Genomic DNA, 15,036 nt, shown 5'->3' with positions numbered 1-15,036 from the left:
ATGGCAGGACCCCCACGGTTCGAAGTAAGCCGGGCTGTGCTCGAAGCTGTTTCGAAGTGGCGCTGCCCAGAACGACGGGGCAGCACTTCCCCATTGCGGCCCGGCTTGACGCACGGGAACGCGGAGCAGATACTGAACTCCTACTAAGCGCAGGTATCCACTGACACGGCCCGGGGTGCCCGCCCCGGGCCGTTTTCTTTGGCGAAAAGGATCTGTTGATCGACGAAATGAACAGGGGCGTGCGTGCCTGCGTGAAGTTTGGCAATATCAACGTTCACAGAAGAGCAGCAACGGGTTAACCTCCTGCCTCAAGGATTAGTTCGCGCCAGTACCCTGTTACGGAGTAAATCGATGGAAGTTTCGCGCTGGCGAAAAATGTTCTCCCCTGAGTACTGCGCAGCAGTGTAAACCTATGTCTCTTTCAGCGCCAGAAGAAAGTGCGGGCGTGGAAATGGCTCGCCGCGTGCGCATCTTGCTTGCCGAGATGGACATGAATCAGGGCGAGCTTGCGCGCCGGCTCGGACTCAGTCCTGGCTATGTCAGCGAGATCGCCCGAGGCGTCAAGCGACCTGGCGCAGACTTTTTCATGGGTGTGCACCGCGAACTCAACGTATCGGTGGATTGGTTGATCAGCGGGATCGGCGCCATGTTCTTCGACGAGGGAAACCGCGCCGACCTGTTGCACGCCATTTGGGTGGTCGTCGCGACCGCCCGTTCAGCGATCATCGAGCGCGACACCCTGGCTGCTGAGATCCTGCAGGTCATGGGTGACGGTCGATTCGAGCAAGTGGCTCAGGAGCCAAGATTCGCCGCTTTTATCGAATCGTTGCAACTCGAACACCGCGACCTGGGGCTTACCGCCGCCCTCTACAACGGACATCTCACAGGGGCAGATACTCAGCGAAGACGGCGTCAACTCGTCTCTGCTGCGGCCACCCATTTCCGGATGCAGTCGTCCATCGGCCTGAGCGCCTTGACGACACCGCCGATGCCAACGCCTGAGAGTGCTTCGGTGATGGAGAAAACAGTCAGCTGATACGGAGCGATGCCTGTGTGAGGGCCGGTGTTGCGTTGGCGGCCAGGCTGCTTTCAGCCCTTCGAACGCAGGTCTTCGATTCGCTTTCGAACGGCCGGCTAGCGTGTCTCCCACGCCGGCCACACCTTGTCGCCCGACGAGAGGTGCAGCAGCGACAGGCTGTACGCGCATTGCCAATACCGTGTTCGGGGTGCACGCATGTGCCCGCGATACGGCGCGTCTCCGAGACAAAGCTTCGAAAGCTCAGCTCGCCCAGATGCGCGTCGTGGCGGTGCTCAGCAGCCAGCTTGCTGGCAAACCCTCACTAACATTTTTTGACATCCGTCGAAACTGACCTTGCCCGCTTTGGGGTGAGGAGAACGAAATGAAGAAGATCGCATTCGCATTGGTCGCTCTGGTGCTGAGCGTTGGCGCCTGGGCTCATTCCGGCGGTACGGACAAGAACGGCTGCCATCAGGAAAAGGCAACTGGCACCAGGCACTGCCACTGAGTCGTCGATTCCGGGCGGGCAAGAGACAAGAAGGACTCTGGCTCGCCATGTCGGTGAGAGGCCCCGCGCCACGACAAATTCCCCTTCGCAACGCGTGCCTCCTTTGCCCCTTCCGCATCCCCCCTGATAGGATGCGATGTGCACGGCGAACACCTCCACCAAAGTCACCCGGATCTCGTCAAGCGCCTGAAGCGCGCAGACGGGCACCTGCAAAACGTCATCGAGATGATGGTGAGCGGGCGCGACTGCGCGGACATTGCGCAGCAGTTGCACGCGGTTGAGAAGGCGATCAGCGCGGCCAAGAAACTGTTGATCCATGATCACCTGGATCACTGCCTCGAAGAGATCGCCAAGTCGCCTCGCGATTTCGGCACGGCCATCGCCGAATTCAAAGACATCACGAAATACCTGTGACCGCGCGCGCCTTCCAGCTGTCGGAGTCGGTCGCCCCTCTCAAGGTCGGGGTGATGCTGCTCGTGCGCTGGTTGCTGGTGCTGGTCATCGCCGTGGATCTGATCAGTTCGCCGTTCCACGCGCATCACCACGAAAGCGGCCCCGAGGGCTACTCGAGCCACGCCGGCCAGTTGGATGTGGGTCACTCGTCCTTCGAGCAATCGGCTCAAGCCGATGAGCTTTCGCTGCATGTCGATTCAGACAACGCGGATCACGGTGGTGGGCATTCGATGTCGGCGCTGCAAGGCACCCCGATCCAACTCGCCAGCCCAGACTCCGCGCCGAAGCTTCTGGCGCTTGTGCCGCTGTTCGTTTTGTTCGGGCTCATCACGCAGCCCGTGGCCGAAGCGCTCGTGCGCTGGCGCCCTGGTCGAGAGCGGGTGCCCATCCCGCTGTTCCGAACCGTTCCTCCTGACGGCCGCGCGCCGCCCTCGCTCCACGTTTGAAGCCCTGGCGGCGCCATTGCGGCGCTGCCTTCTCCTCGTCGCCTGACTGCGCGGCGGGATCGCTTTCTCGTGGAGTTTCTATGTTCTATTTGCTCGCCCGCCGCGCCGCGCTCGGCTGCGCGTCCAGTTTTCTCATGGTGGCCAGCGCCGTTGCGGCGACGCCATCGACCGCCGAATTCCCGGTGTCCGCCGCACAGATGCAAGCCCTCGGCATCACGCTTGCGCCGCTGGAAAAGCCATCGGCGATCAGCGGCATGGCCTATCCCGCCCGCGTGGTGGTGCCCCCCAGCGGCAACCAGGTCATCAGCGCCCCGTTCGGTGGACGGGTCGAAGAACTCCTCGTCGACGAGCAACAGCCCGTCAAGGCCGGCCAACCGCTGCTGCGCCTGAGCAGCCCGGAGTACGGCGACCTGCAGCTCAAGCTGCTGGAAGCTGCCAGCAAGGCCAGGCTGACCGGCCAGACGGCGGCGCGCGAGCGACAGCTCTTCTCCGAGGGGATCATTCCCGAGCGGCGTGTCCAGGAAGCCAATGCAGCGAATCAGGAGGCCGCGGCCCGCCTGCGGTTTGCAGAAGCCTCCTTGCGCCTCGCCGGGGTCGATCCCGCAGCCATCCGCAAGATGGGAGACGCTGGCAACCTGCAGGATGGCCTCATCGTGCGGGCCAGAAGCGCCGGAACAGTCGTCGGCCTGGACGTGAAGGCTGGACAACGCGTGCAAGGGTCGGACTCCCTGCTGCGCCTGGTCAACACGGCGCAGCTCTGGCTCGACATCCAGATCCCATCCGATCGCCAACAGCAGGCGCTCTCGAGCAAGACCGCCGGCTCGATCACGGTGGTCGGGCGCGAAGCCAGCGCAACGCCGATGTCGGTCGGTGCCATGGTGAGCGACAACCAGACGGTCACGCTGCGCGCTCGGGTGGTGGGTGGTGGTGAGTTGCTGCGCCCGGGCGAAGTCGTGCAGGTCAAGGTCCCGTTCGCGGAGAACACCGCCGGCTGGGCGCTGCCCTTGTCGGCCATTGCCCGTCAGGACGACAAGGCCTACGTGTTCGTCCGAACCGAAAAGGGCTTCGTCGCGCAGCCGGTCAATGTCATCTCCAGCGCGGGTCAGTCGGTCCAGGTCACAGGCAATCTGCGTGCTGGCCAGCAGGTGGCGACCGGCTCCGTGATCGCACTGAAGGCGGCATGGCTCGGCAAGAGCGGAAGCAACTGACATGCTCAACCGCCTTGTTCAGTTCGCGCTGTCGCAGCGCCTGTTCGTGCTGCTCGCGACCGCTCTGCTTGCGGGTTTTGGCTGGTATGCCTTCCGCAACCTGCCGATCGATGCCTTCCCCGACGTGTCCAGCACGCAGGTGAAGGTCATCATGAAGGCACCCGGCATGACGCCGGAAGAAATCGAGAGCCGCATCGCCGGCCCGATCGAGGTCGAGATGCTCGGCATCCCGCAGCAGCGCATGCTGCGCTCGGTGTCCAAGTACGGCCTGGTGGACGTGACGGTGGATTTCCAGGACGGCACCGACATCTACTGGGCCCGCCAGCAGGTGTCCGAGCGCCTGGCCAACATCTCGGCCGATCTGCCCGCCGGGATCAGCGGCGGCATGGCGCCCGTCACCACGCCGCTCGGCGAAATGTTCATGTTCACCGTCGAGGCTGACGGGATGTCGCTGGAGGATCGGCGCAGCCTGCTCGACTGGGTGATTCGCCCGGCCTTGCGTGCCGTGCCGGGTGTCGCCGACGTGAATGCGCTGGGCGGCAAGGTGCGCAGCTTCGAGGTGGTGCCGGACCCCGTCAAGCTCTCGGCGCTCGGTGTGTCGACGGCGCAGCTCAAGAGCGCCATCGAAGCCAACAACCGCAACGACGGCGCAGGCCGGCTCGGCGAAGGCGGCGAAGTGCTGCTGGTACGCAGTGAAGGGAACATCAAGACCGCGGACGACCTGCGCGCCATCGTGGTCAGCCGCAAGGACGGCAACCTGGCGCGGCTGGGCGACGTGGCGCAAGTGCGCGACGGCAGCGTCACGCGCTACGGTGTCGTGACCAAGGACGGCAAGGCCGAAGCGGTCGAGGGCCTGGTGCTCGGGCTCGCAGGCGCCAATGCCCAGAAAGTGGTCGACGGCGTGACGACGAAGCTCGCGGAGCTCAAGCCCACGCTGCCCAAGGGCGTGGAGATCAAGGTCTTCTACAACCGCGCCGAGCTCGTGAAGAAGGCCGTCGGCACGGTGTCGACCGCGCTGATCGAGGCAACGCTCATCGTGCTGGTCCTGCTGGGCGCCTTCCTCGGCAATGTGCGCGCAGCCGTCGCGGTCGCCGTGATCCTGCCGCTGTCCGCGTTGAGCACCTTCATCCTGATGCGTGCAGTCGGCATGTCGGCCAACCTGATGAGCCTGGGCGGCCTGGCCATCGCGCTGGGCATGCTGGTGGACGCCGCGGTCGTGGTGGTCGAGAACATCGTGCAGCACATCAGTCGCGAGAAGGAGGACAGCAAGCTGCCGCGGCTGCATGTGGTGCTGCGTTCGGTGCGCGAGGTGTCGGTGCCGGTCTCCGCCGGCATCCTGATCATCGTGACCGTGTTCCTGCCGCTGCTGACGCTGCAGGACCTGGAAGGCAAGTACTTCGTGCCCGTGGCGATGACCATCGTGTTCGCGCTGTTCAGCTCGCTCGTGCTGTCGCTCACGATCATCCCGGTGCTGTCGTCGTTCCTGCTGAAGAAGGTCGCGCACGAAGACCCGTGGTTGCCGCGAAAGCTGCTCAAGCTCTACGAACCGGTGCTCGGGTGGGCGCTGGGGCACCAGAAGGTCGTGTTCATCGTGGCCGGCGTCATGCTCGCCGCGGCCGCGGGCGTCTATACCCAGGTCGGCAAGACCTTCCTGCCGGCGATGGACGAAGGCGACATCATCGTGGGCATCGAGAAGCTGCCTTCGGTGAGCCTGGAAGAAACGGCCGCACTGGATCTCAAGATCCATCAGGCGCTCATGAGCCAGATCCCGGAGATCACCGGCGTGGTGGCACGGGCCGGCTCCGACGAGATCGGGCTGGACCCGATGGGCCTGAACCAGACCGACACCTTCCTCGTGCTCAAGCCGCGCGCCGAATGGAAGATGGCCAACAAGGACGCCCTGATCGCGAGGATCCGCGAGGTGCTCGACCAGATGCCGGGCATCAGCTACAGCTTCACCCAGCCGATCGACATGCGCGTGTCCGAAATGATCATCGGCGTGCGCGGCGACCTCGCCATCAAGATCTTCGGCCCCGAGCTCGACAAGCTCAATGAGCTGGCGGGCCAGGTCGAGACGCTGATGAAGACGGTGCAAGGCAACCAGGACGTGTACACCGTCGAGAACGATGGCGTGCAGTACCTGCGCGTGGTCGTCGACCGCCTGAGCGCAGGGCGCTACGGCCTGTCGGTGGAAGACGTGCAAGACGCCTTGCGGGTCCAGATCGAGGGCCAGCGCGCCGGCACCGTGATCGACGGCAACCGGCGCATTCCCATCGTGATTCGCGGGCCCGACAGCGTGAAGATCTCCCCGGCCGAGTTTGCAGCCCTGCGCATCACGACGTCCGATGGCCAGAGCGTTCCGCTCGAAACCTTGGCCACCCTGACGCGCGAGAGCGGCCCGGTGAAGATCGACCGCGAGATGGGCAGCCGCTACAGCGTGGTGATCGCCAATGTGACCGGACGCGACCTGGTCGGTTTCGTCGACGAGGCCAAGGCCAAAGTGGCGGCCGAGGTGAAGCTGCCCACCGGCTACCGCATCAGTTGGGGTGGCCAGTTCGAGAACCAGCAGCGTGCCGCGGCACGGCTCACCCTCGTGGTGCCACTGGCGATCGGCTTCATCTTCCTCATCCTGTTCACGACCTTCGGGTCGGTCCGCCAGGCCCTGCTGGTGCTCAGCAACATCCCGTTCGCGCTCGTGGGCGGCATCGTCGGGCTCTGGGTCACTGGGGAGTACCTGTCGGTGCCGGCCTCGGTCGGCTTCATCGCGCTGCTGGGCATCGCGGTGCTCAACGGCGTGGTGCTCGTGAGCTACTTCAACCAGCTGCGCGCCGAAGGGCATGACTTGGTCACTTGCGTCACGCAGGGTGCCCGACGGCGGCTGCGGCCGGTGCTGATGACGGCGGCGATCACCGCCTTCAGCCTGGTGCCGCTGCTCTTCACCAGCGGCCCGGGCTCCGAGATCCAGCGCCCGCTGGCGATCGTGGTGATCGGTGGCTTGATCACGGCCACCGCCCTGACGCTGATTCTTCTGCCGCTGCTGTACCTGCGATTCGCCTACGCGCGCGATCAGCGCGACGACCCAACGCTGGAGGTGCGTCATGCATGAGTACTGCCTGAACCTGATCTGCCCACCCGCCGTCGAGGAAAAGTTGCTCGACGCTCTGCTGGAGAGCGAAGACAGCGAGGTTTTCACCAGCGTCCAGATTCACAGCCACGGCGCGCCCCATGGACGGTTGAGTGCGCAGGAACAGGTCATGGGCCGCAGCCGAGCCATGCAGATCCAGGTCCTGCTGAGCGGAGAAGCCCTGACCCAGCTGCTCGAGCGTTTTCAACGCGACTTTGCCGGCACCGGCATCCGCTACTGGGCCACGCCCGTGGCCTTCGAGGGAGAAATCAAATGAAGTTGTGGACCGGGATCGCAATGATCGCCTGGGCCTTGCCCGTGCTCGCCGAAAACCAGGCGACGCCACCCGATCTGCCTTCCACCGTCGCGGCGCGGCAGTGGATCGAGCAGGATCCGGCCGTCCGCGAGGCCCGCAGCGCCCAGGCGGCCGCGGGCCACTCGGCGGCCATGATTGCAGCGTCGCCGAACGAATGGACCACCCGGCTCGCTGTGCAGCGGCGCAGCTTTGACGAGGGCGGCCCCGCCTCCAAGGAGTGGCATGCGCAGATCGAGCGCCCCATTCGCATCAATGGCAAGGCGGATCTCGACCGGCAGCTTGGCGAAACGGAGCAGGTCATCGCGCAGGCCAAGGTCGGCGAGGCCGTGCACGAGGCCGCGCGCTCCCTGTTGGACCTGTGGATCGACGGGCTCTCTTCGGCACAGGCCCAGAAGCTGTTCCAGGAGCAACAGTCCTTTGCGCAGGCCAACCTGAAAGCCGTGGAGAGCCGCAAGAAAGCGGGCGACGCCTCGGCGCTGGATGTCAGCGTGGCCACGGCCGACTTCGCGGACGTGGAGCGCCAGGCCAGCCTGGCCGCCTCCAACCTCGCCAAGGCACGGGCCAAGCTGCGGGTTCGGTTCCCGGGTGCCCAACTGCCCGCGCAGCCGATGGCTGATCCGCGCCCGCCGGCGGAGGCCGAGGCCCGGTGGCTGGAGCGCGTACTGGAAGCCGCCGATCCATTGCGCATCGCCGAAGGACAGCTGCGCAAGGCCGAACTGGCCGCCTCACGCGCCTCGGCCGACCGCGTGCCCGATCCGACCGTCGGTGTCTTCGCGGCATCGGAGGCGTTTCGCAGGGAACGCATCGTGGGGGTCAGCGTCAGCATTCCATTGAGCGGAACCTATCGCGAGGAGCGCATGAAGCAGGCGCTGCAGGAGGTCGAGGTGGCGCGCGCAGCCGTCGATCGGCAGAAGCGCGAGCTGGAGACGACAGTGGCCGAGACCTACGCGGACGCCACCGGCCATCTTGCACGCTGGCAACTCTCCGAACGAGGCGCAACGGCCACCGGCGAGAGCGCGCGACTCACCCAGCGCGCGTACTCGCTGGGAGAAGCGGACCTGCAATCGCTGCTGCTGGCCCGGCGTCAGTTCCTCGAGGCTTCCCGCGCAGCGCTCGAGGCCCGTGCCGATGCGCTGCGTGCGACCTATCGGCTCCTCATCGATGCGCACCTGATCTGGGACCTGGCGCTCGAGTGAGCGCGCCTTGTCTCACCCATCTTCCAAACCTTCGTCCATTGAAAGAGATTTGATGTTGATCCCTCACCGGAAACTTGCTCTGCTGGCGCTCGCCGCGATGGCGCTGCTGATCGGTCTGCCCTTTGACGTGCTCGCCCACGGCATCTCCGAAGCCGACCGCCAACGCATGCTCAGCGGCGGCTACCTGCAGTACGTCGGCCTTGGCGCCACGCACATGCTCACCGGCTACGACCACCTGCTGTTCCTGTTTGGCGTGGTGTTCTTCCTCACGAGCTTCAAGGACGTGGCCAAGTTCGTCACCGTCTTCACGCTGGGCCACTGCATCACCCTGGTGTTCGCGACGTACTTCAAGATCACCTGGAACTACTACCTGATCGACGCCATCATCGCGATCAGCGTCATCTACAAGGGCTTCGACAACAACGGCGGCTTCCAGAAGTACTTCGACATGAAGTCGCCCAACCTGCTCGTCGCAGTGTTCGGCTTCGGACTGCTACACGGTTTCGGGTTGTCCACGCGGCTGCAGCAGCTCCCGCTCGGCGACGACAGCACCTCGATGCTGATCCGCATCCTTAGCTTCAACCTCGGCGTCGAGATCGGCCAGATCGCAGCGTTGGCGGTGATGGTCGCGCTGCTGGCGCTCTGGCGTCATCGCCCCTCATTCCGGCGCTTCAGCTTCGCCGCCAACCTTGCGCTGGTCTACGCCGGCGTGTTGCTGCTGCTCATGCAACTGCATGGCTACCAGCACGACTCAGATCCCAACGGTTTCCGTTTCCCTGACCAAGAGCACAAGCACGCGCACGAGGACATGGAGATTGGAAAGACTGCCGATCCTGGCAGGGATTCCCTCGACTAACCATCATCAAGAAAGGATGACTCAATGAAGAAAATCGCGATGGCACTGGCCTCGTTTGCAGCCCTCGCCGGCGCTGGTTCCGCCATGGCTTCGGAGGGCGGCGGCTGCCACTTCCACGGCAACACGCCCGCATCGGAAAAGGTCGCGGTCGATTGCGCCTCCCAGCGCAAGGCCTCGCTGGTCAGCGGCGGCAAGCTCGACAAGAGCTGGGAAGCCGTGAAGGTGGAGAAGGTCGAACAGATCGACGGCAAGAAGGGCAAGGAGTGGAAGGTGAGCTTCAAGAACGCGGCCGTCACGGAAGCCGACAAGAGCACGCTTTACGTCTTCCTCAGTCTGCCGGGCAACTACATCGCTTCGAACTTCTCGGGCAAGTAAGCGCGCAACGCCGGCCCGAGTACATCGACATGAATCCCAGGCGCCTGCTGTCGTGGACTTCCATCGTTCTCTCGCTCGGGGCGGTTTCCGGCTGTGCCACCGTCTACGAAGGCCAATTCGCCTTCACCGACGGCTGGCGCAAGGCCAAGGTCGAGAAGGTCGGCTCAGCGTCGACGCTCGATGCGGTGTCTGCAAGCGATTGCCGCGACGTCGCCCCGGCCGAGCGGCGGTACGCCGATGGCTTTGCACTCGTGTCTTACGCCGACTTCGGTCACTTGCGGCGACGCGTCGTGGCGCTTCCTTCTCACACCCGCTTTGAAGCGGGTGACGCTGTGTACATCAAGTTGCGCAGCTGCTCCGGCGACGTGGCGCATCAGCGCGCGTCGTCACGATAGACGGTTCAACAAAGGAGTCCCCATGCTTGACGTGCTCCGTAATACAACATACCGGCACTTATTCTTCGCTCAGGTGATCGCATTGCTCGGCACGGGCCTTGCCACGGTCGCACTGGGCTTGCTGGCCTTCGACCTTGCCGGCGCGAACGCCGGCGTGGTTCTCGGCACGGCGCTGGCCATCAAGATGGCGGCGTACATCGGCGTGGCGCCGATCGCATCGGCCTTTGCCGAACGCCTTCCACGCAGGGCCGTCCTCGTCGCACTCGACCTGATCCGCGCAGGCGTTGCATTGACACTGCCTTTCGTCACCCAGATCTGGCAGATCTACATCCTGATCTTCGTGCTGCAGTCCGCGTCGGCCGCCTTCACGCCCACCTTCCAGGCAACAATCCCGGACGTGCTGCCGGACGAGGACCAGTACACGCGCGCGCTGTCCCTGTCGCGTCTGGCTTATGACATGGAAAGTCTCGTGAGTCCGGCGCTCGCTGCGCTGTTGCTGACCGTCGTGAGCTATCACGCGTTGTTCGGGGGCACCGTCGTGGGCTTCGTTGCTTCCGCGGCGCTGGTCGTCTCAGCAGTGTTGCCCAAAGCCAAGGTTCCGCCCAAGCGCGGTATCTACGAGCGCACGACGCGGGGGCTGCGCATCTATCTCGCAACGCCGCGACTTCAAGGGTTGCTCGCGCTCAACCTGGCGGTGGCATCGGCCAGCGCAATGGTCATCGTGAACACGGTCGTCCTCGTGCAAGCGACCTTTGGGCTCACGCAGACTGCCACCGCTGCGGCACTGTCGCTGTTCGGCGCGGGCTCCATGCTGGTCGCGCTGGCGCTGCCCAAGGTGCTCGAGCGGCTTCCGGAGCGGCCAGTGATGTTGAGTGGCGCGGCGTTGCTGGCAGTGGGGTTGTTCCTGGGTTTCCTGGCGGCGAAGTGGTACGCGGCACTTCTTCCTCTCTGGTTCGTTCTCGGTCTCGGCTATTCGCTGGCACAGACACCGTCCGGTCGTCTGCTTCGCAGATCCGCGCATCCGGAGGACAGACCCGCGCTCTTCGCGGCGCAGTTTGCGCTCTCGCACGCCTGCTGGCTCATTACCTACCCATTGGCCGGCTGGCTGGGCGCGAAGGCCGGCTTGACCGTGAGCTTCCTGGCCCTGGGTGGGCTGGCGACTGCGTCCGTCGTGCTGGCTGCCTATCTGTGGCGCGGCTCGGACGAGTCGACGCTGAAGCACACCCACGACGATCTGCCGTCCAACCATCCTCACGTGGCGACTGCCAGCCGCGCAGGCACGTTCCGCGAGACGACCCACGCGCACGACTACGTCATCGACGATGACCACCCGCGCTGGCCGTCATAGCCGAGCCCACAATATGACGTGCATCTCCTGCTGATCAAGGACAAAAATGCCATGAGCATTTCAAAATCCTGGGCCTTTCGGACCACTGCGGTCACCGCGGGCGCGTTGCTGATAGCAGCGGTACTGGGTGCGGCATATGAGCGCATAGCTCAGCAACGTGCGGCCGAAAATTTTCCTCCGCCCGGAAAACTGGTCGACATCGGCGGGCGCCGTGTCCAGCTGCACTGCATCGGCGCTGGTTCCCCCACCGTGGTGTTCGAAGCAGGCCTCACCTTGGAGGGGGCCACGACATGGTCGCTGGTTCACCGTCCGATTTCCGCATTCGCCCGCGCCTGCACCTACAGCCGAGCAGGATTGATGTGGAGCGATGAAACCCACCGCCGGCAAAGCGGAAGGCAAGTCGCGCAAGACCTGCATGCGACGCTCAAGAACGCGGGCGAGAGTGGGCCTTTCATCCTGGTCGGCCATTCGTTGGGTGGGCCGTACAGCATGACCTACACGAAATACTTCGGTGAAGAAGTTGCAGGTCTGGTGCTGGTCGATGCTTCGCACCCGGATCAGGTCCGAAAGACTAAACCCATCATGACCAAACCTAAGCCGCTGCTGCTTCGGATAGGGGCGCCCCTTGCCTGGACAGGCTTGGTCAGAGCTGTCAGTCCGATGCTCGTTCCGCATGATCCAGATCGCGGCCCTCGCGATGTCGACGCCGTGAGAGCGTATGCGCCTCGCTCCTTGGCTGCGCTCATGACGGAGAGCGAAGAGCTTGATGCGGTGCTTGCCGAGGCAGGAACATTCCGCGACCTCGGCTGCAGGCCACTTTACGTGTTGACCGCGATGAAGCCCTATCCGGCCGAACAGCTGAGGGCGATGAAGATCGATGTGCAGCAGGGGAAGCAAGTTCAAGCCATCTGGAGAAACCTGCAGGAGGACATGGCCGGGTGGTCCACCTGGAGCGAACACCAAGTGCTCGATCAAACCGGCCATGGCATTCAGTTCGAGGATCCCCAGGCGGTGGTTGCGGCAGTGCGCTCTGTCGTCGAGTCAAGCCGCAGCAATCACTGTGACCCAAGCTTTTGGTGAGGCTGTCTTGTTTGGGATGGCCGCGTGTCCTCTCCCGCGACAAGGGATTCGTTTGCCGCATCCATAGGGGGAGGATAGGATAAGGGGACGTTGAAGGCCTCCGCTCGGGGCTGACGAACATGCGAACCCCTCAGGGTCTTGGCCCATCGCACCTTCAAAAATTATGGATAACTTCGCTCAACTTCTTCAATCCGGAAACGCCTGGGTTTTCATCCCGTCCGCCATCCTTCTGGGTGCTCTGCACGGCCTGGAGCCGGGACATTCGAAAACGATGATGGCTGCCTTCATCGTTGCGGTCAGGGGCACGGTCGGACAGGCCGTCTTGCTCGGACTGGCGGCAACGCTCTCGCACACGGCGGTTGTCTGGGCCGTCGCGATGGGTGGCCTCTACCTCGGGCGCAACTGGAGTGCCGAGGAGACCGAGCCCTACTTTCAGGTGGCTTCGGCTGTGCTGATCATCGCGATTGCGCTCTGGATGCTCTGGCGCACCTACCGCGAACAGCAGCGAGAGCGGATCGAGACAGACCACGATCACGGCCATGATCACCTCGACCATGGCGAGGAGAAGCGCCGCATCGATACCGGCCACGGGGTCGTTGACCTCGAGGTCTTCGAAGATGGAGTTCCGCCTCGATTCCGCGTCCGATTCGAGGGGCATGACACCGTGCCGCAAGATCGGACCGTCACCATCGAAACGCAACGTCCTGGTGGGGAGCGCCAAGCGTTCGTTCTGGCCAGCAAGGGCAGCTATCTCGAATCGGTCGACGAGATTCCCGAGCCGCACGAATTCACGGCCAGGCTTTCGATTGCGCACGGTGGTCACGCACACAGCTTTGATGTGGAGTTTGTGGAGCATGGCCACGGCCATGGTCACGGGGACCATGGCTTGGATGTCTCGGATCCAGGCTTTCAGGACGCGCATGAACGGGCGCACGCCAACGACATCAAGCGTCGTTTTGCGAGCCGCAATGTCACCACGGGGCAGATCATCGGTTTCGGCCTCACGGGAGGCCTGATTCCCTGTCCTGCTGCCATCACGGTGCTGCTGCTGTGCCTGCAACTCAAGCGCTTTACCCTCGGAGCGTCCCTCGTGCTTTGCTTCAGCATCGGCTTGGCGATCACGATGGTTGCGGCTGGCGTCGTCGCTGCCCTGGGCGTGAAGCACGCGTCAAAACGCTTCTCCGGCTTCGGAACGTTCGCGCGCAGGGCTCCGTATGCGTCGAGCGCCCTGATCATCCTGGTCGGGCTCTACGTCGGCTATCACGGTGTTCAGTCGCTGCATGCCGCCGGCGTGGTCTAGAGCCAGAGCGACAGTCAGCCCGCAGTGACCACTTTCTGATGGCGCAGAGCCCCGTTCCCGGTCAAGCATCGAAAGCAAGCGTTCAGCCCGGGTTCATCTTCCGCTGTCGGACGCTCATAGAATTTCCGATGCGAAGAGCACGTGTCCATCACCTTGTTGCAACGCACCCTGCGTTCTGGTGCTTGGCCTGGGTGTTGTTCGCCGCCTTGCAGCCCTTTCTGGCCGTTCACTTTTGCCAAGATGGCTGGGAAGATGAGCCGGGCTTGCGCATCCGCAATGTGAGCGCCTCGGCCCAGTTCGAGCCTGATGACCGCGCGGATCATCCGGACGAACTCGAAACCACCGTGTTCGTGCCGGCCGCTGCGGCCATCGATCACCCGGACACATTCCAACATGGTCTTGATGGCCTGATGGCGCTTGTGCTCGCGCTGCTGCCGTTGACGGTAGCGCTTTGCCTGTTCGCAGTGCCCCGCGGCAAGGATGTCCGGGTCAAGCGCCCATCCCCGTCGGGAGCATCTCCGCCGACGACCATTTGGCTTGGGCAGCCGCCGAAGACAGCGCCTCCTCTGACGACCTGAAGCACGACGCCCAAGCGGCGTCGACAGTCCTGCTGCACTTGGTGCGGCGGGTTTCTTCTTCGTGGTCGAAGGATTTCCCATGTCTCACTATGTCGAGCCGGCGCGCTGTCCGGCCATCGAATTTGGCGGGCCGCCGCGTTGGCTGCCTTGCCGCCAATCTGCTTGCGGCGCACGGGAGCGCAGATGATGGCGCTCCATTCTTTTCTCTATGAATGGATCGGCGCAGGCTACGCGCCCACCCGTTGGATTCTCTTTCTCGCGCGCGTGATTGCCCCGGGTGGCGGAGCCTGGATCTGCATCTTCCTGATGGCCTGGGCTTGGTGGCGTCAGCCTTCGGAGCGAAGTTACGTCGTAGCTGTGTTCCTTGCGTGTGGGGCAGCGGCCATCCTTGCACACGCCCTTGCAGCCTGGATAAACCTACCGCGGCCCTTCATGCTCGGCCTGAGTCCTTCCTACATTGAACACGGCAGCCGAGGCGCGCTACCCAGCACGCATGCCGTGGTCATGTTCACTGCTGCGTTGCTGTTTCTGGTGCGTCGACGGCTGCGGAGTGTGGGCATCGTCCTGACCGTGATTGCAGCTGTGACAGGTTGGGCTCGCGTCTATGTCGGTGTTCATTTCCCGCTGGACATTGTGGCGGGCCTGTTGCTTGCGGCCGTGTTGGCCGTCACATTCCTGACGCTCCAGAAACTATGGCATCACTTTGTTGCAACGGCCAGGACGGCACACCGCCGCGCGGCCGATATGTAGCGGCTTCCCGCGTCTCTCGTGCCGCCGGGCCAGAGGATCTCGACACTTGTCTTGGAGGAACAGGCAGCACTTGCTTGCCTGCGTC

Annotated in this window: 16 protein-coding genes; all 16 read left to right on the top strand. The window is 63.9% G+C overall.

Annotation, left to right across the window (positions count from 1 at the left end; all coding sequences use genetic code 11):
• Positions 1-412 precede the first annotated feature (412 nt).
• Positions 413-1,036, top strand: a complete 624-nt coding sequence (locus NU688_RS20185; protein ID WP_257862588.1) for a helix-turn-helix domain-containing protein — start codon at positions 413-415, stop codon at positions 1,034-1,036.
• Between the two features lie 364 nt (positions 1,037-1,400).
• The gene (locus NU688_RS20180; protein ID WP_257862587.1) at positions 1,401-1,526 is read left to right on the top strand and encodes a YHYH domain-containing protein; all 126 of its coding nucleotides are present in this window, start codon (positions 1,401-1,403) and stop codon (positions 1,524-1,526) included.
• Between the two features lie 138 nt (positions 1,527-1,664).
• Positions 1,665-1,940 carry a metal-sensing transcriptional repressor gene (locus NU688_RS20175; protein ID WP_125948373.1) on the top strand — a complete coding sequence of 92 codons (276 nt, stop codon included), beginning with the start codon at positions 1,665-1,667 and terminating at the stop codon, positions 1,938-1,940.
• A complete protein-coding gene (locus NU688_RS20170; RefSeq protein WP_257862586.1) occupies positions 1,937-2,425 on the top strand; it encodes a hypothetical protein in 489 nt (162 codons plus the stop codon). The genes NU688_RS20175 and NU688_RS20170 overlap by 4 nt, the downstream gene beginning before the upstream one ends.
• An 80-nt stretch (positions 2,426-2,505) precedes the next feature.
• On the top strand, positions 2,506-3,633 hold the full coding sequence (locus tag NU688_RS20165) for an efflux RND transporter periplasmic adaptor subunit (RefSeq protein WP_257862585.1): 1,128 nt from the start codon (positions 2,506-2,508) through the stop codon (positions 3,631-3,633).
• A gap of 1 nt (position 3,634) precedes the next feature.
• Positions 3,635-6,739 (top strand): efflux RND transporter permease subunit, encoded by a 3,105-nt coding sequence (locus NU688_RS20160; protein ID WP_257862584.1) that lies wholly within the window; start codon positions 3,635-3,637, stop codon positions 6,737-6,739.
• Positions 6,732-7,034 carry a DUF3240 family protein gene (locus NU688_RS20155; RefSeq protein ID WP_257862583.1) on the top strand — a complete coding sequence of 101 codons (303 nt, stop codon included), beginning with the start codon at positions 6,732-6,734 and terminating at the stop codon, positions 7,032-7,034. The genes NU688_RS20160 and NU688_RS20155 overlap by 8 nt, the downstream gene beginning before the upstream one ends.
• Positions 7,031-8,269, top strand: a complete 1,239-nt coding sequence (locus NU688_RS20150; RefSeq protein ID WP_257862582.1) for a TolC family protein — start codon at positions 7,031-7,033, stop codon at positions 8,267-8,269. Before NU688_RS20155 ends, NU688_RS20150 begins: the two co-directional genes overlap by 4 nt.
• A gap of 52 nt (positions 8,270-8,321) precedes the next feature.
• Positions 8,322-9,125: a HupE/UreJ family protein gene (locus NU688_RS20145; RefSeq protein ID WP_257862581.1), complete on the top strand. Its 804-nt coding sequence runs from the start codon at positions 8,322-8,324 to the stop codon at positions 9,123-9,125.
• Positions 9,126-9,149: 24 nt separating this feature from the next.
• The gene (locus NU688_RS20140; protein ID WP_257862580.1) at positions 9,150-9,500 is read left to right on the top strand and encodes a DUF6488 family protein; all 351 of its coding nucleotides are present in this window, start codon (positions 9,150-9,152) and stop codon (positions 9,498-9,500) included.
• A 29-nt stretch (positions 9,501-9,529) separates the two neighbouring features.
• Positions 9,530-9,895, top strand: coding sequence for a hypothetical protein (locus NU688_RS20135; protein ID WP_257862579.1), 366 nt, complete (start codon positions 9,530-9,532; stop codon positions 9,893-9,895).
• A gap of 22 nt (positions 9,896-9,917) precedes the next feature.
• Positions 9,918-11,243: an MFS transporter gene (locus NU688_RS20130; protein ID WP_257862578.1), complete on the top strand. Its 1,326-nt coding sequence runs from the start codon at positions 9,918-9,920 to the stop codon at positions 11,241-11,243.
• A gap of 18 nt (positions 11,244-11,261) precedes the next feature.
• Positions 11,262-12,323 carry an alpha/beta fold hydrolase gene (locus NU688_RS20125; RefSeq protein ID WP_257862577.1) on the top strand — a complete coding sequence of 354 codons (1,062 nt, stop codon included), beginning with the start codon at positions 11,262-11,264 and terminating at the stop codon, positions 12,321-12,323.
• 163 nt (positions 12,324-12,486) lie between these two features.
• On the top strand, positions 12,487-13,623 hold the full coding sequence (locus tag NU688_RS20120) for a nickel/cobalt efflux protein RcnA (protein ID WP_257862576.1): 1,137 nt from the start codon (positions 12,487-12,489) through the stop codon (positions 13,621-13,623).
• A 191-nt stretch (positions 13,624-13,814) separates the two neighbouring features.
• Positions 13,815-14,201: a hypothetical protein gene (locus NU688_RS20115; protein WP_257862575.1), complete on the top strand. Its 387-nt coding sequence runs from the start codon at positions 13,815-13,817 to the stop codon at positions 14,199-14,201.
• 183 nt (positions 14,202-14,384) lie between these two features.
• On the top strand, positions 14,385-14,951 hold the full coding sequence (locus NU688_RS20110; protein ID WP_257862574.1) for a phosphatase PAP2 family protein: 567 nt from the start codon (positions 14,385-14,387) through the stop codon (positions 14,949-14,951).
• Positions 14,952-15,036 lie beyond the last annotated feature (85 nt).

The sequence above is a fragment of the Variovorax sp. ZS18.2.2 genome (assembly GCF_024701975.1).
In the GTDB taxonomy this organism is placed as follows: Bacteria; Pseudomonadota; Gammaproteobacteria; order Burkholderiales; family Burkholderiaceae_C; genus Variovorax.
This window is presented reverse-complemented; position numbering and strand designations above follow the sequence as displayed.